This window comes from Thalassobaculum litoreum DSM 18839 (genome assembly GCF_900102465.1).
Classification (GTDB): domain Bacteria; phylum Pseudomonadota; class Alphaproteobacteria; order Thalassobaculales; family Thalassobaculaceae; genus Thalassobaculum; species Thalassobaculum litoreum.
The window spans coordinates 562,118-582,984 of the sequence record NZ_FNBW01000001.1 but is presented as its reverse complement, the minus strand read 5'-3'; the positions used below and the strand labels follow the sequence as shown (position 1 = coordinate 582,984).

Genomic DNA, 20,867 nt, shown 5'->3' with positions numbered 1-20,867 from the left:
TTCCTATCCCAGGCTCTCGCGCCAGGCGTCGCGGGCCTGATATCCCCAATAGACCATCTGGGCGTACCAGGCGCCGATCGGCCCGCCCACGGGGGTGAGGCCGAAGGGTTTGAACAGCTCCCACCGGTCGTCGCCCTCGGCGATGGCGGAGGCGATCAGCTCGCCGCCCATCGTGGTCGTCGCCATGCCGTGACCGCCATAGCCCTGGCTGTACCACACCCCGGGCCGCAGGCGGCCGATCTGCGGCATCTTGTGGGCGGCATAGCCCATGGTGCCGGGCCAGGCGACCTCCGCTTTCAGGTCGGAGAGCTGCGGATACACCTTTTTCAGGTCGGCCATCATGATGTCGGCGAGGTGCGAGGGGTTGGTCCAGCGGCTGATGCGTCCGCCCCACAGGATCCGCGTGTCGGGCAGGGGGCGGTAATAGTCGGCGGCGAAGCGGGTGTCGCCGACGCCGTTGGGCAGGCCCATGACCTCCGTCAGCCGCGCGCCCACCGGTTCGGTCAGCACGACATAGGTGCCGATCGGCAGGGTCGCCGCCGACAGGCGCGGCACCAGCCCCTCGATATAGCCCGAGCAGCAGACCACGACCTGCTCGGCGCGGATCGTGCCGGTGGCGGTGTGGACCAGTTTCGGATCGCGGCCCAGCTCGATCAGCGTCGCCGGGGTGTTCTCGAAGATCCGGGCGCCGGCCTCGGTCGCCAGCCGGGCGTTGCCGCGGGTGAAGTTCAGCGAGTGGAGGGTGAACCCCTTGGGCCGCCACAGGCCCTCGTAATAGCGCGGGCTGCGCCAGATCGAGCGCACCTTCTCGCGGTCCCAGACCTCGATATCGGCGCCGACCAACTCGTTCATCCAGTCGGCCTCGCGCCTCACGCCGTCGGGATCGTCGAACCAGGAGCAGGTGATCCGTCCGTCGACGATCGGCGCCACACCGCCGGCGATGGCATCGGCCCGCTTGCGCACCAGCGCCACCCCCATCTCGCTCAGGCGGTAGAGGCGCAGGGCGTGTTCCTTGCCGACCCGCGAGATCAGCGCACTCAGGCCGCGCGAGAAGCCGGCGCCGACGAAGCCGCCGTTGCGTCCCGACGCACCCCAGCCGATCCGCCGGGCCTCGACCAGGGCGACGGACTTGCCGCGCTCGGCCAGCCCCAGGGCGGTCGACACGCCGGCCATGCCGCCGCCGACCACGCAGACCTCCACGTCGAGATCCCCGTCCGGCGGCGCGAAGGGCGGCCCGTCGTCCCGTGTGCGGCTGTAGTAGCTGTCGATATAGCCGTCGAGGCCGACGCTGCTCGCTTCCATGATCCCTCCCTGCGATGCGGCGCGCAGTCTAGCGGGGAGTGGCCTCGCGATGAACGCCTCTGAAGCAGCCTCAGGCCCGGCGGATGGCGAGGTCGGTAGGGCCGGTGTCCAGAGCCTGGGCGGCGGCGGGGTCGAGCGGCTGGCCGAAGATCGGGCCGCTCGCCACCGTGCAGCCACAGCCCTGCAGGAACGCAAGCTCCTCCGCCGTCTGCACGCCATCGGCACCGACCGTGCGGCCCAGCGCCTGGGCGAAGGCGATGGTAGCGGCCACCGTCTCGTCGAGTGGGCCGAGCGTGCGAGCGGAGAGGACCAGATGGCGGAACGGCTGGCGCGCAAGGGCCAGCATCGGATTACCGCCTGCCCCGAATCCGGTCAGCGTCAGCCGTACGCCCAGGCCGTCGAGCGCGGTCAGCACGTCCGCGCTGGCATCCGGGTCGGCGGCGACCGTGGCTTCGTCGATCGACAGCTCCAGGTCGTCCGCCGGCAGTCGGCTGCGCTCCAGCAGATCGGAGACGATGTCGATCAGTTCCGGCTGCATCAGCAGATCGGGCGCGAGGGGAACGCGGATAGGCGACGGCTGCTTCCAACCGGCAGCCAGATGGCAGGCATCGCGCAGGAGCCGTTCGCAGAGATCGACCGACAGGCTCTCGGCGGCGGCGCTGAGCGCCGGATCCTGGGCCCGCTCGGACCCCGGTGCGCCGATCAGCGGCCGGTCGAGACTGTCGAACAGGCAGGCCTGGAATCCGGTCAGCCGGTGATCGGTCAGCGCGCGCAGGGGGCGCAGGCGCAGGTGCAGGCGGTCATGCTCCAGATCGCGCCACAGAGTCTTGGCGGCCTCGCGCCGGGCCTCGAAATAGCTGTCGATATCCCGGTTGCCGCGCGCCACCGGGGACACCGGCGCGCGTGATTGGACGCGCAGCCCGTGGTGGGCGGCGTGCAGGAGTGTCTCGGCATCGGCGCCGGTGTCGGGATACACGGCCAGACCGGCGCGGCATCGGGCGGTGACGGTGGCACCGGCCGTGGTGAGCGGGCGACTGCCCCGGGCGACCAGCCGGGCGGCCTCGCCTTCGAAGGCCTTGGCATCGTCCAGGTTGGGAACCACCAGGGCGAAGGTGGTGTCGTCGAATTTTGACAGGACGCACGACTCCGGCACCAGACCGCCCAGGCGGATCGCCAGATGTCGCACCACGCTGTCGCGCACGATCTGGCCCAGTTCGTCGGCGATGTCGGACAGGTTGGTGACGCCGAGCAGCACCACGCCGACCCGGCGGCCGTCGCGTCTGGCGGCGCGGATCTGGGCGCTCAGGATTTGCTGCAGGGCCCCCCGGTTGGGCAGACCCGTCATCTCGTCGAGCAGCGACAGCCGCTCCAGCCGTTCTTCGGCCGCCGTGGCGTGGGTCACGTCGATTCCGACAGTCAGCACCCGCTGCACCTGGCCCTTGGCGTCGTGCATCGCCGCCCGGGTGGTCATGAAGGTGCGGGTGCGGCCGTCGGCGTCGATCAGCTTCTCGGATCCGAGCTGGGAGACGGCGGCTCCCGTGGCGATACGGCGGTCGGCCGTGTCGATCGGCCGGCCGGCCTCGTCGCCGAGCAGGTCGGCCGCCGATTTGCCGACGGCCTCCCCGGGGTCGATGCCGAACACGTCGCCCTGATAGGCGTTGATGAACTCGTAGGTGCCGTCCGGGGTCTTGGCGCTGACCAGCGCCGGCATGCCGCTCAGGATGGCGTCGAGCAGCGCGCGTGAGTCCCGGGCCACCCTGTCGGCCTGGAGCCGGTCGGTCGCATCGAGCAGGGCGAAGACGCAGATGACGTCGTCACCCAGCCGATGCGCGCTGGCCTGGATGTCCACCGGGAAGGCGGACGCGTCCCGGCGCAGCGCCCGGCGCCGGTTGGCGCCGATGGCGATCTCCGGTTCCTGCGCGTCGCCACTGATCTTGACGGTGATCCCGGGAACGATGGCGCCGATGGGCTTGTCCAGAAGCTCGACCTCGGACAGGTCGAGGACGTCGCGGGTGTGCTGCGTCGTCATCACGATGCGGCCGACACGATCCGTGGCGATGATCAGGACAGGGAAGGACCCGATCACCCGCTCAAGCGTATGAATCGTATCGTAGAGCGACGCGAGCGTGAGCCCTGTCATCCGACGTCCAACCAGGTAAGTAGATTCCGTGCCAGCTGGAAGAATCACATTTCACTTTAAGAATTGCAATTGATTTCGCTAAATCAGTTCTAGATACTGAATGAGAAGGGCGTTTTGCCCTGTGGAAGCCTTCTGCAGAACGCATGGAGCCGTCCTGATGGATGCCGTCAAACAACGCCGCGACCTCGAACGCCTGTCCCAGGGGGACCTGGACGGGCTGATCAAGCGTCACATCCGGTTCCGCAACGGCCGGCTCGGCGGCGCGCGGGCGGTGCTCTCCTTCTTCGATCTTTCCTGGCTCGAGTTCCACGGCGCCGATCTGACGGATGCCGATTTCACCGGCGCCTGTCTGTCGCGGGCGTCCCTGACCGGCGTGACTCTGGACTACGCCTCGCTCTTCGCCGTCGACATGCGCGGTGCCAATCTCGACGGCGCCAGCCTGATCAAGACCGACATGCGGGGGGTGTGCCTGCGCGGTGCCCGCCTGGTCGGGGCGACCCTGATCGACGCCGACCTGCGGGAAAGCCATCTGGCGGAGACCGGGGAGCGCGACCGCGATCTCCACTGGATCGATATCGATCCGTCGGTGTCGGAGCTGCACCAGGCGGATCTCGCCGGCGCCGACCTGACCCGGGCGAAGATCTCCGGCGCCATCTGCGTCAATGCGAACCTGTCCGACGCGATCCTGCGCGACGCCAAACTGATCCGCTGCAACCTGCGCGGCGCCAATCTGAGTGGCGCCAACATGGACGGCGCGGATCTCAGCTGGGCCAGTCTGGAGAAGGCGGTGCTGCGCGACGCCGTCTTCACCCGGATCACCACCAACATGACAGAGCTCGGCGGCGCCGATCTGACCGGCGCGCTGACCGACCGTCCGGCCGGCCGCACCGAGGAGGATCTGGACGCCCCGCTCGACGCGCTGCTCGCCCGGCATGAGAGCTGGGTGGCCTCGTCCAGCGCCGAGGGTGCCCAGCTCGATGTGTCCGGTATGGACCTGCGGGCGATGGACAAGCTGGCCAGCGCCGATCTGACCGCGCTCGTCGCCGAGGGGAGCGTGTTCTGCGCGATGGACCTGACCGGCGTGCGTATGGCGGCCGGCCGTCTCGCTGGCGCCGACCTGCGCTTCGCCGCTCTGGAGGGTGCCGATCTGCGCGGGGCCGATCTGAGCGACGCGCGGCTGCAGAACGCCCGGCTGACCGGCGCCAATCTCCGCGCCCTGGTCACCGATGCCGGGCACAGCGTCGCCAGCCGTCTGGCCGGCGCCGATCTGCGGTTCGCGGATCTGCGCGGCGTCGACCTGCGCGGCGCGGACCTGCGCAAGGCCGACCTTTCGAACGCCGTCCTGCAAGGGACGGATCTGCGTGGTGCCGATCTGAGCGACGCAATCATGAGCGACCCCACCCGCGCCGGCGCCCGCGTGGACCAGACCACCCGGCTTGCCGTCCGATAGCCGGTCCGAGTGACTTCCCTATCCTGAGATCCTGCCTCAGACCCGCTTCGGCGGGTCTTTTTTTGTCCGGCGGATGGGTCGGATTTTAGCAATAAAAGATGAGGAATTTTCGTGGTTTAGCCGGCGTAATACAGCAGAAGGATTTGCTGGAGCGGCACCGTTTCTGTTGGTACCGTTTGTCCACGTCGAGTTTAGGGAAAAGAAACCTCCCGAGCGGGCGATCCGGCAAACACGGTTCTCGGTCGGATGTGACAGAAACTGAGACGGGGAAGCGCCCAACAGGCTGCCCCGCGCGACGGCCAGCCGCCTCATCCCAACCGCCCAGCGCTGGCCGTCGCTCCCCTTTTCGGCGTAAACCGAAAAAAGCTAACGCCAGAGCGCACCGGCCGCCGGTTTGGCGGGCGCGGAAGTGTCGAATAGCGTCGGCGCGGCGAGGGGCATAGATGGCGCGCCCGGCGTCTGGTCGACCGTCGCGTCCGCCAGGGCGGGGGCGCTGGCCTGCTGCGTCGGCGTGCCGGTCTGGGCGAGGACGTACAGTCGTCCCTCCCGCGCGGCGACGTCGGACGGATCGATCCTCAACACCATCTCATAGACGGGCAGGGCTTCGTCGAGGCGGTCGAGGTCCACCAGCACCTCGGCCAGTCCGGCGGCGGCCTCGATATCCTCGGGGTCGATGTCGAGCGCGGCGGTCAGCAGCGTGGCGGCCTGCTCCGCCGCGCCAAGCCGGGCGGCCAGCAGACCCCAGCCGGTCAGGGGAGCGCCGGCCCAGGGGAAGGCTTCCTGCGCCCGCCGATACAGCTCGATCGCCAGGCGGTTGTCGCCGCGCAGCTCGGCAGCATGGGCCAGCGCCAGCATCCCTTCCGGCCCGTGCAGCCCGACTTCGTTCAGCACGGGCTCGTCGGCCGCGGCCATGCGCGCGCCGCCGGGCAACGCCATCGCGGCGATCAGCAGCATGCCGGCCAGTAGGAGTGAACGCCTCATTTCTGTCCCGCCCCCGAGTCCGCATGGCGGACACGATTCGAATTCAGAAAACCGAAGGTAAATATACCAAAACGCTTTTCATTCTGTAATGTATTTGTGAAACTGTTAATAATTCCTTACCTGCTAGGGACGGCGAGCCGGTAGGAGGCACGAATGCGCGATGCGACAGTCCGAGCGTTCGAAACGTCCAAGACGGAGACGGACGGTTCGGTCGGCGGCCACGACGGGGACGCGGGCGCGGCGGAGGCCGCCGCCCTGTATTCCGACCTGACCGGACTGCTGGAGCGGCTGCACCGGCGGCATCTCGATGTGGTGCGCCTGGCCCTCGAGGGCATGGGCGTGACGGAGATCAATGCCAGCCAGGGCCTGCTGCTGCTCTCGATCGGCGAGGGCGAAGTGCCGGTGCGCGACCTCATCCAGCGCGGCTACTACCAGGCCAGTTCGGCCACCTACAACATCAAGAAGCTGGTGGATTACGGCTATCTGGAACAGCTCCGTTCCGAGCATGACCGCCGCTCCGTCCGCCTGCGCCTCGGCCCGCCGGGCCGTCACGTCGCCGACCGGCTGCGCGACCTGGACCAGCGGCTGGCGCGGATCGCTGTCGAGGAGGAAGGGCTGGGCGAACCGTTGCAGGAAGCGCTGCGGACCCTCAAGAAGCTCGATCGGGTTTGGGCGGATTTTCTCAGCTTCGGGTGAGATCGCGTCCTCGCCGCGCGACCGGTTTCCGGATGATTGCGTCCCACGATAGACGACGGGTTCACTTTCCTCCGTAATCCGGGCTGTGATGGCCCTTAACGAGACGGGAGGAGAGGGCGGATGCGGATCGTGGTCATGGGCGCCGGCGGCGTCGGCGGTTATTTCGGCGCATATCTGGCACAGGCCGGCCATGACGTGGCCTTCGTCGCCCGGGGTGCCCACCTGGATGCCCTGCAGCGCGACGGTCTTCGCCTGGAAGGCTCGCGCGGCGACATCGTCCTGCCCAAGGTGACGGCGACCGAGGACCCGGCGAGCCTGGGCGGCACCGCCGACGTCATCCTGTTCGCGGTCAAGCTCTACGACACCGAGACGGCCGGCGTGACCCTGATGCCCGTCGTCGGGCCCGAGACCATGGTGGTCACGCTGCAGAACGGGGTCGACGGGCCTGACCGGCTGGCCTCCGTGCTGGGCGGGGCGGCCTATGTGTCGGCCCTGATCGCCGAGCCCGGGGTGGTGCGGTATACGTCCGACATGTCGAAGATCGTGTTCGGCGAACTCGACGGCACTCAGTCCGAGCGCGCCCGGCGGCTGGCCGACGCCTGCATCGCCGCCGGTTTCAGCGCCGAGGTGTCCGGCGATATCCGCGCGACCCTGTGGGAGAAGTTTGTGTTGCTGGCCACCAATTCCGCGCTGACCACCGTTCTGCGCCAGCCGGCAGGCGAGATCTATCACGACGGCGAACTGTCGGGCATCGCCCGGGAGATGATGGAGGAGGTGGCGGGTCTCGCCGCCGCCGAGGGGATCAGCATCCATCCCGAAACGGTCGACCGGTCGCTCGCCCTGACCCGCAGCTTCCCGCCTGGAATGTACGCGTCGATGTATCACGACCTGGCCCGCGGCCGGCGGATCGAGGCGGAGAGCCTGTCCGGTCTGGTCTCCCGGCTCGGCCGCGCGCGGGGCGTTCCCGTACCGCTCCACACCATGGCCTGGGCGGCGATGAAGCCTTGGGTGAACGGCGGATGAGGGCTGCTGAGATCTGAATACACTCCCCGGCCTCGTGCCGGCACGAGGCCGGGGAGTGAAGATGTCGGGGGAGGGAGTGCTATGCCATCTTCCTGCGGCCGCTTTCTTTTGCACCCTCGTAAAGGATCCCCTCGCGGCGCCGGAATGCCTCGCGGCAGCGCGCGATATCGGCGTCCGCGAAGCCGCCCGTCGGGCGCTCGGCCAGCTCGAAATTCCCGAACCGGTCCTCGCCCCGGGCCAGGACGGCGATGGTCTTGACCCCGGAGGTCTGCCGCATGCTCGGCTTGATGTAGCGCACCGCCAGGCCGATCCGCCGGTCGTCGGACCGGTTCGGGTGCGAGGCATGGAAGATACGGCCGTGATGCAGCGACATCTTGCCGGTCGGCAGGACGACGTCGATCGCGTTCTCGTCCTTCACCTCCACGGCGACCTCCTGGCCGCGGGTCAACAGGTTGTCCGGGTCGAACGTGTCCTTATGCGGAACGATCTGCTGGAGATGGCTGCCGGGCACGAAGCGCATGCAGCCGCTCTCCACCGTGGAAGGCGACAGGGCGACCCAGGCGGTGATCTGGTCGGTGTCGTCCAGTCCCCAGTAGGTCAGGTCCTGGTGCCAGGACACGAAGTTCTTGGTGTGCGCCTCCTTGGTGAAGAACGAGCAGCCCCAGACCAGCAGGTCCTCCCCCATGATCTCCGACACCGGGCCGGTCAGGGCCGGGTCGCGCACAATGTCGTAGAACTCCGGCAGGATCAGGTGCGGCAGGCCCGTGACCATGGACTTCACCTCCGCATCGGGTGCGGCGGCCTCGGCCGCCTCCAGGGTGCGGCGCAGGGACGTGGCCACCTCCTCTGAGAGGGCGCGGATCGGGTAGACGTAGCCGTCGCGCCGGAAGGCGTCGGCAAGGGAAGAGCCAATGCGAACGGAATGCGAAAGGACGGTCATGTTTCCTCCTGTCGGCCCCCCTCGTTCTTGGTGCCTTGCCCGGATCTGCGCCCGGTGGCCGGCAGGGGGTGCGTCAGGATTATTGTTACACCACAGGTAGCGGCTGATAAGCCCGATCTTCGCCGGAAGGCCTCCGCGGTCTACGCTGCACCGCACAGCGAAATCCGTTGCGTTCCGCCCGCCGCATCGGCACTACACCTGCAGGGAATTCGGTTGCGGGTCTTGAATTCGCGGCCGCCGGCATGACCTGTCACTGACACATCGACCCAGGCAAGCGAATAGAATGAACATATTCAATTGGATGAAAGACGAAATTAAAGCTGTCCTGGAGACCATGGCGGGCTCGGAGGGCTGGCCGGAGGGGCTGCCGTTCGACCGCATCACCGCCGAGCCGCCGCGCGACGCCTCTCACGGCGACATCGCCACCAATGCCGCGATGGTGCTGGCGAAGCCGGTCGGCGCCAAGCCGCGCGCCATCGCCGAGCCTTTGGCCGAGGCGCTGAACCGGCTCGACGCGGTCGACAGCGTCGAGGTCGCCGGACCCGGCTTCATCAACATCCGGCTGTCGCCGTCGATCTGGCAGGCCCAGGTCGGCCGCATGCTGGAGGCGGGCACCGCCTATGGCGCGTCCGCCATGGGGGCGGGCCGCAAGGTCAATGTCGAATACGTCTCCGCCAACCCGACCGGCCCGCTGCACGCCGCCCATGCGCGCGGCGCGGTGTTCGGCGACGCCCTGGCCGCCCTGCTGGAGAAGGCCGGGTTCGAGGTGGCGCGCGAGTATTACATCAACGACGCCGGCGCCCAGGTCGACACGCTGGCCCGCTCGACCTACCTGCGCTACCGCGAGGCGCTGGGCGAGACGGTGACCATCCCGGAAGGTCATTATCCCGGCGAATACCTGAAGGATGTGGGCCGGGCCATCGCCGAGCAGGACGGCGACAAGTGGTTGTCCGAGCCGGAAGAGGCCTGGCTGGAGCCGATGCGCAGCGTCGCCATCAAGCTGATGATGGCCGATATCGAGAAGGACCTGATCGCGCTTGGCATCCGCATGGACCGCTTCTCCTCCGAGCGCGCCCTGGTCGAGGACCGCGCGGTCGACCGGGTGCTGGCCAAGCTGGAGGCCGACGGGCTGGTCTATACCGGCGTTCTGGAGCCGCCGAAGGGCAAGACGCCCGACGACTGGGAGCCGCGGCCGCAGCTGCTGTTCAAGGCGACCCAGTTCGGCGACGACGTCGACCGGCCGTTGAAGAAGTCGGACGGCTCCTGGACCTATTTCTCCAACGACATCGCCTATCACCTGGACAAGCTGGAGCGCGGCTTCCCGGAGATGATCGACGTCTGGGGGGCGGATCACGGCGGCTATGTGAAGCGGATGAAGGCCGCCGTCACCGCGATCACCGGCGGCGCGGGCGACCTCGACGTCAAGCTGTGCCAGCTCGTCCACCTGTTCGACGGCGGCAAGCCGGTGCGGATGTCGAAGCGCGCGGGCACCTTCGTGACCCTAGCCGACGTGCTCGAGGCGGTGGGGCCGGACGTGCTGCGCTTCATCATGCTGACCCGGCGCAACGACCAGACGCTGGAGTTCGACTACCAGAAGGTCAGCGAGCAGAGCCGGGACAATCCGGTGTTCTACGTGCAGTACGCCCATGCCCGCGCCTGTTCGGTGATTCGCAACGCCGGCGAGGCTTTCGGCGCGGACGCCGTCCTGGACCCCGCACTTTCCAAGGCTTCCATGGGTTCCTTGACCGACCCGGACGAGATTGGTCTGATCAAGCTGCTTGCGGGCTGGCCGCGCATCGTGGAGAGCGCGGCGGAGGCGCACGAGCCGCATCGCGTCGCGTTCTATCTCGGTGACGTGGCCGCCGCGTTCCACGGCCTGTGGAACAAGGGCAGGGAAGATGCCCGGCTGCGCTTCATCCTGGAAGACGACCGCGAGACGACCCTGGCCCGGATGGCCCTGGTACGGGCAACGGCCACGGTGGTCGCGTCGGGTCTCGGGGTGATGGGCGTCACGCCGGTGGAGGAGCTTAGGGAATGAGCCAGGATGGCGACGGCCTTCACGCGGACGGATACGACCGCCCCGGTCCCCCGCCGGAACTGCGCGACCCGCCGCGGCGGTCGCGGGCGGTCGGCGCGTTCCTCGCGACCTTCGCCCTTGCGGCCTTCGCCGGAGTGGTCTGGTACGCCTATGACCGCGGGCTGCATGCCGGCAGCGAGGCCACGGCACCGCTGATCCAGGCCGACCCGTCGCCGATCAAGGTGCGTCCGGAGCAACCCGGCGGGCTCGACGTGCCGAACCAGGATAAGCTGGTCTATGGCGCGCTGCGGCCGGGCCAGGGCGAGGATTCCTCGGTCGAGCGCCTGCTGCCGCCGCCGGAGAAGCCGGCCGAACCGCCGGCGCCCGAGCCGACACCGGAACCGGCGGCCACCGAGAACCAGCCGGCCCAGGACAGCGGCACCGCGGCGGACGGCGCTGCGTCTAGCACCGTGCCGATCCCGGCCCGCACGCCGCAGGCGGCACCCAGCACGGCCCAGGACGCCTCCGGACAGACCCCGCCGCCGGTGACCAGCCAGGCCGTGCCGGCACCGGAGCCGGCGGCGCAGCAGCAAGCTCAGGCCGCGCCCGCGCCACAACCCCAGGCCAGCGACATCCCGCCGGCCCGGGCACCTGAACCGCCGGCCACCGAGGCCCAGACGGCCACCGAGACCCAGACGGCCGCCGCCGTCCCGCCGCCGACCCCGGTGCCCGAGGCAAAGCCGGAACCGGTGCCCGAGGCGAAGCCGGAACCGAAATCCGAACCGGTCGCTCAGCCGGCACCTGCGCCGAAGCCTGCCGCCACCGAAGGCCGGTTCCGGGTGCAACTCGGTGCCTTCCGCGACGAGGCGGCGGCGCGCGGCGAATGGAACCGGCTGACCAAGCGCTATCCGGCCGTGCTGGGTGGGCTCAGCCTGCGGATCCAGCAGGTCGATCTGGGTGCCGGCAAGGGCGTGTTCCACCGGATTCAGGGCGGCATGCTGACCGAGGACGGCGCCGAGAAGGCCTGCGCGACCCTGAAGGCCCAGAACCAGGCCTGCCTGCTGGTCCGCCCGTAGAATGACGCGGGCGATCGTCTTCGGCTGTGCCGGCAAGGCGCTGAGCGGCGAGGAGCGCGCGTTCTTCCGCGAGGTCGATCCCTACGGCTTCATCCTCTTCGCCCGCAACATCGAGAACCGCGACCAGGTCCGCGCCCTGGTCGACGACCTGCGCGGCTGCGTGACCCACGCCTCCGCCCCGGTGCTGATCGACCAGGAGGGCGGCCGGGTGCGGCGCATGCGCCCGCCAGAATGGCGCGACTACCTGGCCCCCGGCGTGTTCACCGACGCCTTCGCCCGGAAGCCGGAGACCGCCCTGGAAGCCTTCGCCCTGTCGGCCGAGCTGATGGCGGCCGACCTGTTCGAGATCGGCGTCGACGTCGACTGCGTGCCGATGCTCGACGTGCGCCAGCCGGGCTCCGACACCCAGGTGATCGGCGACCGGGCCCTTGGCGACGATCCGCAGACCGTGATCCGCCTGGGCGAAGCGATGGTCGCCGGCATCGAGCGGGCCGGGGTGGTCGGCGTGATCAAGCACATGCCCGGTCATGGCCGCTCGGTGGTGGACAGCCATCTGGATCTGCCGCGCATCGAGGCTTCGGCCGACGCGCTTCGGGCCGTGGACTATCCGCCGTTCCGGCATTTCGCCGACCGGGTGCCCTATGGCATGACCGGCCATCTACTCTACACCGCCCTGGACGCCGATCGGCCCTCCACCCTGTCCCCGGCGGTCGTGCGGGACGTGATCCGCGGCGAGATCGGTTTCGACGGGTTGCTGTTCACCGACGACATCTCCATGGGCGCGCTGTCCGAAACGAAGGGCGGCGGCCCGATCGGGGAGCGGTCGCGCCGCTCGATCGAGGCCGGATGCGACGTGCTCCTACACTGCAACGGCGACATGAATGAGATGCGGTCGGTCGCCGATGCGGTCGGCGCGCTTGAAGGCGACGGGGCACGGCGGGCGGCCAAAGCCGATGCGCACCGAGGGGCGGTTTCCAGCGGACGGCATTCGCTCGATACTGAGGCTTCCGTCCGGCGTCTGGACGCTCTGCTGAAGGACCTGCGGACATGATGTCCGACCTCGACATCAACGGATTCCTGCTCAACGCGTCGATCTGGGCGCTGCCGGTGCTGCTGGCGATCACCTTGCACGAGGCGGCCCATGGCTGGGCGGCGGCCAAGCTGGGCGATCCGACGGCCCGGCTGATGGGTCGGGTGACGCTCAACCCGTTCGCCCATGTGGATCTGGTCGGCACCGTGCTGATCCCGCTCGCCCTGCTGCTGATGAGCGCGCCGTTCCTGTTCGGCTACGCCAAGCCGGTGCCGGTCAACTTCTCGCGGCTGCGCAATCCGCGCCGGGACATGGCCCTGGTGGCCCTGGCCGGACCGGCTTCCAATATCCTGCTGGCGATACTGGGGGCGTTGGCCTTCCACCTCGTCCCGGTGCTGCCGGACACCGCCACCCAATGGGCGGCGGAGATGCTGCAGCGGCTGGTGCTGCTGAACCTTATCCTGGCGGTGTTCAACATGCTGCCGATCCCGCCCCTGGACGGTGGCCGCATCCTGGTGTCGATCCTGCCGGACTGGGCCGCCTGGAAGGTGGCGCGGCTGGAGCGGGCGGGGCTGTTCATCGTCATCGGCGTGCTGTTCCTGCTACCGTATTTCGCCCGTGAACTGGGGTATGATTTCAACGTCACCGGCGTGCTGATCTGGGCGCCGGTGGATTTCCTGATGTCGGTGATCGCGACATTGACCGGTCACTGAGACCGGATCCGGAGGAGGGGACGCGTCCCATTGGTGACGACCGATCCGTTCGAGAGCCCGCAGCCTGAATATCGCCGGCCGGAGCCGGTGCAGCTTTCGCTGTTCCTCAACCTGGACGGCTTCGAAGGCCCGATCGACGTGCTGCTGACCCTGGCGCGCGACCAGAAGGTCGACCTGCACCAGATCTCCATCCTCGCCCTGGCCGAGCAGTATCTCCAGTTCGTCCAGCAGGCCCAGACCCTCAACCTGGAACTCGCCGCCGACTATCTGGTGATGGCCGCCTGGCTCGCCTATCTGAAGTCGCGGCTGCTGCTGCCGCCGGACGACAGCGACGAGGAGGAGATGGACCCGGCCGCCCTGGCCGAGGCCCTGCGGTTCCAGCTCCAACGGCTGGAGGCGATGCAGGATGCCGGCCGCCGGCTCATGGGCCGCGCTCAGCTCGGCGTCGACGTCTTCCCCCGCGGCGCGCCGGAGAACATCACCGCCCGTTCCCGCTCGGTCTATGACGTGACCCTGTACGACCTGCTGCGCGGCTACGGCGACCAGCACGCCCGCAAGCAGAACCAGACCCTGCGCATCGCCGCCACCGACCTCTACGCGGTCGAGGACGCGGTGGAGCGGCTGCAGGGCTTCATCGGCCGGGTCCCGCGCTGGCGGATGCTGTTCACCTTCCTGCCGGAAGGGCTGCGCGGCTCGCTGCTGATCCGCTCGGCGCTGGCCTCGCATCTGGTGGCGGGACTGCAACTGGCCAAGGACGGGGCGGCGGAGCTGCGCCAGGACGAGACCTTCGGGCCGATCTGGCTGCGCTCCGGCGATGCACGGAAGGATTCCGCCGGATGAGTGACGCCCGAGAGAACAACGACGAGGCCGAACTGCCCGACCTGCTGGTCGACCCCGCGGAACGGAACCGCTGGCTGCGCTTCGTCGAGGCGCTGCTGTTCGCCAGCGCCGACCCGATCGACGAGAGCGAGTTGCGCCGCCGCGTGCCCGAGGAGATCAACGTCAAGCAGCTCCTGACCGACCTGGCCGAGCATTATGCCGAGCGCGGGGTGGTGCTGACCAAGTCGGGGACCCGCTGGGCCTTCCGCACCGCGATCGATCTCGGCCCCATGCTTCGCCACGAACGGGCGCAGCGGCGCAAGTTGTCCCGCGCGGCGATCGAGACCCTGGCGATCATCGCCTACCATCAGCCCACGACCCGGGCGGAGATCGAGGAGATCCGGGGCGTCGCCCTGTCCAAGGGGACCATCGACACCCTGCTGGAGGCCGGTTGGATCGCGCCCCGCGGGCGTCGGGAGACCCCGGGCCGGCCCCTGCAATGGGGCACCACCAACGCCTTCCTCGACCATTTCGGCCTGGATTCCGTGAAAGAGCTTCCCGGCATCGAGGAATTGCGGGCCGCCGGCCTGCTGGACCGCCGCTCTGGCGCCACCAGCATCGCCATGCAGCAGGAGGACCTGGAGGACGACGAGGAGGAGGACGAGGACATCCAGCTCGACTTCCTGCCCGACACCAACGATCCGGACGCGGGCGACCAGCCCTGACGCCGCGATCCGCGGTGCCTTGTCCCGGCCTGTCGCGATGTGTATCTGACAGGTCATGACCGTTTCCGCGCTTCAATCCTCGCACCCGCTCGCGGCCTCGCCGCGGCGCGTTCCGCCGGCTCTGGCCTTGACCGGCATCCGCCACGCCTATGGCGCCGTCCAGGCGGTCGACGGGGTGGATGTGGCCGTGGCACCGGGCGAGGTGGTCTGTCTGCTGGGGCCGTCGGGCTGCGGCAAGACCACGATCCTGCGCCTGGCCGCGGGCCTTGAGGATCTTCAGGAGGGCGAGGTCGCCCTGGACGGACAGCGCGTGGCCGGGGGCGGCACCAATTTGGCGCCCGAGAAGCGCGGCGTCGGGCTGGTGTTCCAGGACTACGCCCTGTTTCCGCATCTCGACGTGATGGGCAATGTCATCTTCGGGCTGACCGGCTGGCCGGCCGGCGACCGGATCGCCCGCGGCGTCGAGGTGCTGGAGATGGTCGGCCTGGCGGACATGGCGGACGCCTTTCCCCATGAGCTGTCCGGCGGCCAGCAGCAGCGGGTGGCGCTGGCCCGGGCGCTGGCGCCGAAGCCTCGGGTCGTGCTGCTCGACGAGCCGTATTCCGGACTGGACGCGCGGCTGCGCGACCGGGTGCGCGACGAGGTGCTGCACATCCTGAAATCCAGCGGGTCCGCCTGCCTGATGGTCACCCACGATTCCGAAGAGGCCATGTTCATGGCCGACCGAATCGCCGTGATGCGCGACGGTCGCATCGTCCAGCAGGGTAGCCCGGCCGACCTCTACTGCGCCCCGGCCGACGCGTTCGTCGCCGCCTTCTTCGGCGAGGTGAACCTGATCGAGGGGCGGGTGCAGGGCGCGGCGGTGGACACCCTGGTCGGAACCGTCGCATCCGACGGGATCGCGGACGGCACCGAGGTCTCGGTCGTTATCCGGCCGGAAGGCGTGCGGATCGAGGCGCTGTCCGAGGGCTTTAGCCGCGATCCCTGCGGCGAAGTCGAGCAGGCCAGGCTGCTGGGCCGCACCAGTCTCGTCCATCTGACGATGCGGGGAGAGGGGGCACGGCTGGGGGAAAGCCTGCACCTTCATGCCCGCGTACCTGGCGTCTTTCTGCCGCGACCGGGTACGCGGGTACGCGTATCGGTCGACCCCGCTCAAACCTTTGTGTTTCCGGCCAACGTCCCCAAATAGAGGAAAGGATCGGAGTGCGTTGCCGCCCTTGGGGTTGGTCGTGTATGGTCCGCCCGAATTCATGGGCATGATCTGGCCGCAATCGCCCGGTACGGTCGGAGAATCATCCCCACTCGAGTCTTGGGAGCGTTTCATGGGTAGTTTCAGCATCTGGCACTGGCTCGTCGTGCTGGCAGTCGTGCTTCTGCTGTTCGGCGGCAAAGGCAAGATTTCCAGCTTGATGGGGGACTTCGGCAAAGGCCTGAAGAACTTCAAGCAGGGCATGAAGTCCGAAGAAGACGAGGCCGAGCAGGCCAACAAGTCCGTCGCCAACGAGAGCGACGAGCAGCAGGACGTCAACAAGAACACCAATCAGACCGTCAAGAGCTGATCCCCGTCCGCGGTCGCGCCCTCGTGGCGCGGCCCCCGGGCTTAAACGGGCGCAGCGAGGGCCGCCATGTTCGACCTTGGATGGCAGGAATTCATCCTGATCGCCATCATTACCGTGATCGTGGTGGGTCCCAAGGATCTGCCGCGTGTGGTCCGTTCCATCAGCCAGTGGGTGCGCAAGGCGCGCTCGATGGCGCGGGAATTCCAGAACAGCCTGGAAGAGGTGGCCCGCGAGGCGGAGCTCGAGGACGTGCGCCGCGAGGTTCAGTCGATCTCCAAGGACGGGATCGGCAAGAGCCTGGAGAAGCAGTTCGATCCCGACGGCTCGGTCCGAAGCAGCGTCGAAGAGGCGCGCAAGTCGGCCAATGCCGAGGAGATCGAGGCGGATCTGAAGGCCTTGGACAGCGAGGCCAAGAGCGGCATGTCCAAGTCGGGTTCGGGGTCGGCATCGGCGCCGGCGGTCGAGACGGCCGAGGACTACGCCGCCAAGTCGGTGACGGCGTCCCCGCCCAAGTCGGATCCACCAAAGGCCGATCCGCCTAAGGCCGACCCGCCCAAGACTGAGGCCGCGTCCGGAACGACCGCGCCGGCCGAGGAGACCAAGACCCCTCGGCCGACGGCCGACAGTGCCGCCTCCGGACAGGGTTGACCTCAGATGGCCGACAGCACCAAGGACCCCGACTCCGATCTCGAGGGCGGTAAGATGCCGCTGCTGGATCATCTGGTCGAGCTTCGCAGCCGGCTGATCTACGCCGTCGCGGCGTTCGTCGTGTGTTTCTTCCTCGGCTATTACCTAGCCGAACCGATCTTCCGTTTCCTGGTGGAGCCGCTGCACGAGATGTGGGCGGGTCAGGAGGGCCGTCGGCTGATCTACACCGCCCTGCACGAGGCGTTCTTCACCTATATCAAGGTCGGCTTCTTCTTCGCCGCCTGCGTGTCGTTCCCGTTGGTGTCGATGCAGATCTGGCTGTTCATCGCGCCCGGTCTCTACAAGCACGAGCGCCGCGCATTTCTGCCGTTCCTGGTGGCGACGCCGGTGCTGTTCCTGCTCGGCGCGGCGATGGTCTATTACATCGTCATCCCGCTCGCGTGGCAGTTCTTCGCCAGCTTCGAGACATCCGGCGTCGACGGCAACCTCGCCATGACCCTGGAGCCGAAGGTCGACCAGTACCTGTCGCTGGTGATGCGTCTGATCTTCGCCTTCGGCGTTGCCTTCGAGCTGCCGGTTCTGCTGATTCTGCTGGCCAAGGTCGGCATCGTCAGCGCCCAGGGCCTGCGGGATAAGCGCAAATATGCCATCGTCGTGGCCTTCGTGGCGGCGGCGATCCTCACGCCGCCGGATGTGATCAGCCAGGTGCTGCTCGCGGTACCGATCATCCTGCTCTACGAGATCTCGATCCTCGCCGCGCAGTTCATCGAGAAGAAGCGCGAGGAAGAGGCCGAGGCAGCGGACGACGACGGCTCCACTCCCTGAACCGTGACCTGACCGCAAGGCTCTCTGGACCGTTTCGGGTGCCGCCGATATAACCGGCGGACCCGCAATCAGCCCGCAGAGCCGGTCATGCACGACATTCGCAGCATCCGCGACGACGCCGCCGCCTTCGACAGAGGTCTAGCCCGCCGGGGCGTGGCGCCGTCTTCCGAAGCCATTCTGGCCAAGGACGCGGAATGGCGATCCGTGACCACCGAGTTGCAGACCGCCCAGCAGCGCCGCAACGAGGCCTCCAAGCAGATCGGCATCGCCAAGCGCAACGGCGAGGACGCCGGCGCGCTGATGGCCGAGGTGGCGGAACTCAAGGACCGTATGGCTCAGCTCGAGGAGGCCGAGCGCACGCTCGCCGCCGAGGTCGAGACCCTGCTGGCCACCGTGCCGAACATCCCGGCCGACGACGTGCCGGACGGGCCGGACGAGAGCGCCAACCTCCTGGTCCGCACCGTCGGGGAGCCGCGCAGCTTCAACTTCGTGCCCAAGGACCATGTCGCCCTAGGCGAAGGCCTCGGCATGATGGACTTCGAGCTCGGCGCCAAGCTGGCCGGCTCCCGATTCGTCGTGCTGAAGAGCGACCTCGCCCGTCTGGAGCGCGCGATCGCGTCCTTCATGCTGGACGTTCATACCGGCGAGTTCGGCTATATGGAGGTGATCCCGCCCTACATGGTGCGCGACGCCGCCGTTTTCGGCACCGGGCAGCTGCCGAAATTCGCCGAGGATCTGTTCCAGACCACCGACGGCCGCTGGCTGATCCCGACGGCAGAGGTGCCGCTGACCAATCTGGTCGCCGACAGCATCGTGGAGGAGGAGGAGCTGCCGCTGCGCTTCACCGCCTACACCCCGTGCTTCCGCTCGGAAGCCGGTGCGGCCGGGCGCGACACCCGCGGCATGATCCGCCAACACCAGTTCACCAAGGTCGAGCTCGTCTCCATCGTCCATCCCGACAAGTCGGACGAGGAGCTTGAGCGCATGACCAATTGCGCCGAGACCATCCTGCAGAAGTTGGATCTCGCCTATCGGGTGATGAAGCTGTCCACCGGCGACATGGGCTTCACCGCCCGGCGCACCTACGATCTGGAGGTCTGGCTGCCGGGGCAGGACGACGGGAAGGGGCAGTATCGCGAGATCTCGTCCTGCTCCACCTGCGGTCCGTTCCAGGCGCGGCGCATGAAGGGCCGCTTCAAGGCGAAGGGCGAGAAGAAGACGGACTTCGTCCACACGCTGAACGGCTCCGGCCTCGCCATCGGCCGCACCATGATCGCCATTCTGGAGACCTACCAGGAGCAGGACGGGTCGGTGACCATCCCGGAGGCTCTGCGGCCGTATTTCGGGCGCGACCGGATCGAGACCGCCGCATGACCCATCGCCCGGTGGACCTCGACGGCGCGCGTATTCTCGTCACCAACGACGACGGCTACGCCGCCGACGGCATTGCGGTGCTGACCCGCATCGCCCGCACCTTCAGCGACGACGTCTGGGTTGTCGCGCCGGAGACCAACCAGAGCGGCACGGGCCATTCCGTGACCCTGCTGCGGCCCCTGCGGCTGCGGCAGATCGAGGAGCAGCGCTTCGCGGTCGACGGCACGCCCACCGACTGCGTCCTGCTGGCGGTGCACGAGGTGCTGAAGGACCGCAAGCCGACCCTGGTGCTATCCGGGGTGAACCAGGGTTATAATCTCGGCGAGGACGTGCGGTATTCCGGGACGATCTCGGCGGCGATGGAGGGCATGGTTCTGGGCATTCCGGCGATCGCGCTCAGCCAGTTCGTGCCGCCGGACGGCAAGGCGCCCTGGGCGACCGCGGAGACCCATGGGCCGGATCTGATCCGCCGGCTCTGTGCCGGAGGATGGCCGGCCGACACGGTTATCAGCGTGAATTTCCCGCCCTGCGGTCCGGACGAGATCACCGGCATCCGGGCCACCACCCAGGGCCGGCAGAAGACGGGCGACGAGGTGATCCGGGGTACCGATCCGCGGGGGCGCCCCTATTTCTGGGTGGGGGCCATGCTGAAGGCCCGGGACGCCGAGCCGGGCACGGACATCGCCGCGGTGCGCGACAAGGCCATCTCGGTGACGCCGGTGGCGCTGGATACGACGGATCGCTCGACCCTGGAGGAGCTGAAAGGGGCATTCGCGTGAGTCACGACAAGGCCCGCAAGATACGCCTCATCATGGGGTTGCGGCGCGGTGGTATCACCGACGCGCGGGTTCTCGGTGCGCTGGAACGCGTCCCACGCGAGCTGTTTGTCGATCCCGCCTTTCTCGATCAGGCGTGGGAGGACCGGGCCCTGCCGATCGCCCAAGGCCAGACCATCAGCCAGCCTTTCGTCGTCGCCTACATGACCCAGGCCCTGGAGCTGACCGACCGCACCAAGGTGCTGGAGATCGGTACCGGATCCGGGTACCAGGCCGCCGTCCTGTCCAAGGTGGCGCGGCGGGTCTACACGGTGGAACGGCACAGGGAGCTGATGACCACCGCCGAGGCGCGGTTCGCCGAGATGAAGCTGCACAACCTGCACACACGGGTGGGCGACGGCTGGAAGGGCTGGCCGGAACAGGCGCCGTTTCAGGCGATCATCGTCACCGCCGCGGCCTCGAAGGTGCCCGACGCGCTGCTGGAGCAGTTGGGCGAGGGCGGGCGGCTGGTGATCCCGGTCGGGCGGTCCTCCGACGTACAGAAACTGATCCGCTACCGCCGCACGGCCGAGGGGATCGTTGAGGAACCGCTGCTCGACGTGCGTTTCGTGCCTCTGGTGCCGGGCGAGGTGCGATCCATCGCCGGATGAGACACGGGGCCGACGATTTGGGAACCGCGGATCACCTTGAGCGTTAGAATATTCCGAGAGTAACTGGGATTCATTGAATAATTCGGCGTTTGAGGTCATAAGGGCGGTGTGACACGATTGTCG

At 68.3% G+C, this 20,867-nt stretch carries 20 protein-coding genes; 16 read left to right on the top strand and 4 right to left on the bottom strand.

What is annotated here, in order from left to right; genetic code table 11:
* Window positions 1-3: 3 nt before the first annotated feature.
* Together BLS34_RS02700 and BLS34_RS02695 are read right to left on the bottom strand one after the other, a co-directional pair.
* The gene (locus BLS34_RS02700; protein WP_093147944.1) at window positions 4-1,302 is read right to left on the bottom strand and encodes an NAD(P)/FAD-dependent oxidoreductase; all 1,299 of its coding nucleotides are present in this window, start codon (window positions 1,300-1,302) and stop codon (window positions 4-6) included.
* A gap of 70 nt (window positions 1,303-1,372) precedes the next feature.
* Entirely contained in the window at window positions 1,373-3,442 is a 2,070-nt protein-coding gene (locus tag BLS34_RS02695; protein ID WP_093147941.1) for an EAL domain-containing protein, read from the bottom strand.
* A 157-nt stretch (window positions 3,443-3,599) separates the two neighbouring features.
* On the opposite strand from BLS34_RS02695, the gene BLS34_RS02690 reads away from it, so the two are divergent.
* Entirely contained in the window at window positions 3,600-4,892 is a 1,293-nt protein-coding gene (locus tag BLS34_RS02690) for a pentapeptide repeat-containing protein (protein ID WP_245701891.1), read from the top strand.
* A gap of 366 nt (window positions 4,893-5,258) precedes the next feature.
* Here the strand turns inward: BLS34_RS02690 and BLS34_RS02685 are convergent, their stop codons facing one another.
* The gene (locus BLS34_RS02685) at window positions 5,259-5,873 is read right to left on the bottom strand and encodes a tetratricopeptide repeat protein (RefSeq protein ID WP_084618873.1); all 615 of its coding nucleotides are present in this window, start codon (window positions 5,871-5,873) and stop codon (window positions 5,259-5,261) included.
* A 153-nt stretch (window positions 5,874-6,026) separates the two neighbouring features.
* Here BLS34_RS02685 and BLS34_RS02680 point away from each other — a divergent pair, with 153 nt between their 5' ends.
* Window positions 6,027-6,569: a MarR family winged helix-turn-helix transcriptional regulator gene (locus BLS34_RS02680; RefSeq protein WP_093147939.1), complete on the top strand. Its 543-nt coding sequence runs from the start codon at window positions 6,027-6,029 to the stop codon at window positions 6,567-6,569.
* Between the two features lie 120 nt (window positions 6,570-6,689).
* Window positions 6,690-7,592, top strand: a complete 903-nt coding sequence (locus tag BLS34_RS02675) for a ketopantoate reductase family protein (RefSeq protein WP_093147937.1) — start codon at window positions 6,690-6,692, stop codon at window positions 7,590-7,592.
* A gap of 79 nt (window positions 7,593-7,671) precedes the next feature.
* On the opposite strand, the gene BLS34_RS02670 is transcribed toward BLS34_RS02675, so the two are convergent.
* Window positions 7,672-8,532 (bottom strand): phytanoyl-CoA dioxygenase family protein, encoded by an 861-nt coding sequence (locus BLS34_RS02670; RefSeq protein WP_093147935.1) that lies wholly within the window; start codon window positions 8,530-8,532, stop codon window positions 7,672-7,674.
* Between the two features lie 283 nt (window positions 8,533-8,815).
* On the opposite strand from BLS34_RS02670, the gene argS reads away from it, so the two are divergent.
* From argS to BLS34_RS02605, 13 genes are all read left to right on the top strand, one after another.
* A complete protein-coding gene (gene argS, locus BLS34_RS02665; RefSeq protein ID WP_093147933.1) occupies window positions 8,816-10,570 on the top strand; it encodes an arginine--tRNA ligase in 1,755 nt (584 codons plus the stop codon).
* Window positions 10,567-11,625: an SPOR domain-containing protein gene (locus tag BLS34_RS02660; protein WP_093147931.1), complete on the top strand. Its 1,059-nt coding sequence runs from the start codon at window positions 10,567-10,569 to the stop codon at window positions 11,623-11,625. Before argS ends, BLS34_RS02660 begins: the two co-directional genes overlap by 4 nt.
* A gap of 1 nt (window position 11,626) precedes the next feature.
* Window positions 11,627-12,676, top strand: coding sequence for a beta-N-acetylhexosaminidase (gene nagZ, locus BLS34_RS02655; protein WP_093147929.1), 1,050 nt, complete (start codon window positions 11,627-11,629; stop codon window positions 12,674-12,676).
* Window positions 12,673-13,368: a site-2 protease family protein gene (locus BLS34_RS02650; protein ID WP_093147927.1), complete on the top strand. Its 696-nt coding sequence runs from the start codon at window positions 12,673-12,675 to the stop codon at window positions 13,366-13,368. The genes nagZ and BLS34_RS02650 overlap by 4 nt, the downstream gene beginning before the upstream one ends.
* Before the next feature lie 33 nt (window positions 13,369-13,401).
* The gene (locus BLS34_RS02645) at window positions 13,402-14,208 is read left to right on the top strand and encodes a segregation and condensation protein A (protein WP_211228902.1); all 807 of its coding nucleotides are present in this window, start codon (window positions 13,402-13,404) and stop codon (window positions 14,206-14,208) included.
* The gene (gene scpB, locus BLS34_RS02640; RefSeq protein WP_093147924.1) at window positions 14,205-14,912 is read left to right on the top strand and encodes an SMC-Scp complex subunit ScpB; all 708 of its coding nucleotides are present in this window, start codon (window positions 14,205-14,207) and stop codon (window positions 14,910-14,912) included. The genes BLS34_RS02645 and scpB overlap by 4 nt, the downstream gene beginning before the upstream one ends.
* Window positions 14,913-14,967: 55 nt before the next feature.
* The gene (locus tag BLS34_RS02635) at window positions 14,968-16,101 is read left to right on the top strand and encodes an ABC transporter ATP-binding protein (protein WP_093147922.1); all 1,134 of its coding nucleotides are present in this window, start codon (window positions 14,968-14,970) and stop codon (window positions 16,099-16,101) included.
* 133 nt (window positions 16,102-16,234) lie between these two features.
* Complete coding sequence (locus BLS34_RS02630; protein ID WP_093147919.1) at window positions 16,235-16,471, top strand: twin-arginine translocase TatA/TatE family subunit; 237 nt, start codon at window positions 16,235-16,237, stop codon at window positions 16,469-16,471.
* A 66-nt stretch (window positions 16,472-16,537) separates the two neighbouring features.
* Complete coding sequence (tatB, locus tag BLS34_RS02625) at window positions 16,538-17,119, top strand: Sec-independent protein translocase protein TatB (RefSeq protein ID WP_093147917.1); 582 nt, start codon at window positions 16,538-16,540, stop codon at window positions 17,117-17,119.
* Between the two features lie 6 nt (window positions 17,120-17,125).
* Window positions 17,126-17,944, top strand: a complete 819-nt coding sequence (gene tatC / locus BLS34_RS02620; RefSeq protein WP_028794697.1) for a twin-arginine translocase subunit TatC — start codon at window positions 17,126-17,128, stop codon at window positions 17,942-17,944.
* A gap of 87 nt (window positions 17,945-18,031) precedes the next feature.
* Window positions 18,032-19,318 carry a serine--tRNA ligase gene (gene serS, locus BLS34_RS02615; protein ID WP_028794698.1) on the top strand — a complete coding sequence of 429 codons (1,287 nt, stop codon included), beginning with the start codon at window positions 18,032-18,034 and terminating at the stop codon, window positions 19,316-19,318.
* Window positions 19,315-20,097, top strand: a complete 783-nt coding sequence (surE, locus tag BLS34_RS02610) for a 5'/3'-nucleotidase SurE (RefSeq protein WP_093147916.1) — start codon at window positions 19,315-19,317, stop codon at window positions 20,095-20,097. The genes serS and surE overlap by 4 nt, the downstream gene beginning before the upstream one ends.
* Complete coding sequence (locus tag BLS34_RS02605) at window positions 20,094-20,744, top strand: protein-L-isoaspartate(D-aspartate) O-methyltransferase (RefSeq protein ID WP_028794700.1); 651 nt, start codon at window positions 20,094-20,096, stop codon at window positions 20,742-20,744. Before surE ends, BLS34_RS02605 begins: the two co-directional genes overlap by 4 nt.
* The last annotated feature ends 123 nt before the right edge of the window (window positions 20,745-20,867 follow it).

Coding starts and splice junctions, on each gene's coding strand:
- BLS34_RS02630 (WP_093147919.1), top strand. CDS start 16,235: ATGGGTAGTTTCAGCATCTGGCACTGGCTCGTCGTGCTGGCAGTCGTG.
- surE (WP_093147916.1), top strand. CDS start 19,315: ATGACCCATCGCCCGGTGGACCTCGACGGCGCGCGTATTCTCGTCACC.
- BLS34_RS02690 (WP_245701891.1), top strand. CDS start 3,600: ATGGATGCCGTCAAACAACGCCGCGACCTCGAACGCCTGTCCCAGGGG.
- BLS34_RS02700 (WP_093147944.1), bottom strand. CDS start 1,302: ATGGAAGCGAGCAGCGTCGGCCTCGACGGCTATATCGACAGCTACTAC.
- tatC (WP_028794697.1), top strand. CDS start 17,126: ATGGCCGACAGCACCAAGGACCCCGACTCCGATCTCGAGGGCGGTAAG.
- BLS34_RS02635 (WP_093147922.1), top strand. CDS start 14,968: ATGACCGTTTCCGCGCTTCAATCCTCGCACCCGCTCGCGGCCTCGCCG.
- argS (WP_093147933.1), top strand. CDS start 8,816: ATGAACATATTCAATTGGATGAAAGACGAAATTAAAGCTGTCCTGGAG.
- scpB (WP_093147924.1), top strand. CDS start 14,205: ATGAGTGACGCCCGAGAGAACAACGACGAGGCCGAACTGCCCGACCTG.
- BLS34_RS02695 (WP_093147941.1), bottom strand. CDS start 3,442: ATGACAGGGCTCACGCTCGCGTCGCTCTACGATACGATTCATACGCTT.
- serS (WP_028794698.1), top strand. CDS start 18,032: ATGCACGACATTCGCAGCATCCGCGACGACGCCGCCGCCTTCGACAGA.
- BLS34_RS02650 (WP_093147927.1), top strand. CDS start 12,673: ATGATGTCCGACCTCGACATCAACGGATTCCTGCTCAACGCGTCGATC.
- nagZ (WP_093147929.1), top strand. CDS start 11,627: ATGACGCGGGCGATCGTCTTCGGCTGTGCCGGCAAGGCGCTGAGCGGC.
- tatB (WP_093147917.1), top strand. CDS start 16,538: ATGTTCGACCTTGGATGGCAGGAATTCATCCTGATCGCCATCATTACC.
- BLS34_RS02685 (WP_084618873.1), bottom strand. CDS start 5,873: ATGAGGCGTTCACTCCTACTGGCCGGCATGCTGCTGATCGCCGCGATG.
- BLS34_RS02670 (WP_093147935.1), bottom strand. CDS start 8,532: ATGACCGTCCTTTCGCATTCCGTTCGCATTGGCTCTTCCCTTGCCGAC.
- BLS34_RS02675 (WP_093147937.1), top strand. CDS start 6,690: ATGCGGATCGTGGTCATGGGCGCCGGCGGCGTCGGCGGTTATTTCGGC.
- BLS34_RS02660 (WP_093147931.1), top strand. CDS start 10,567: ATGAGCCAGGATGGCGACGGCCTTCACGCGGACGGATACGACCGCCCC.
- BLS34_RS02680 (WP_093147939.1), top strand. CDS start 6,027: ATGCGCGATGCGACAGTCCGAGCGTTCGAAACGTCCAAGACGGAGACG.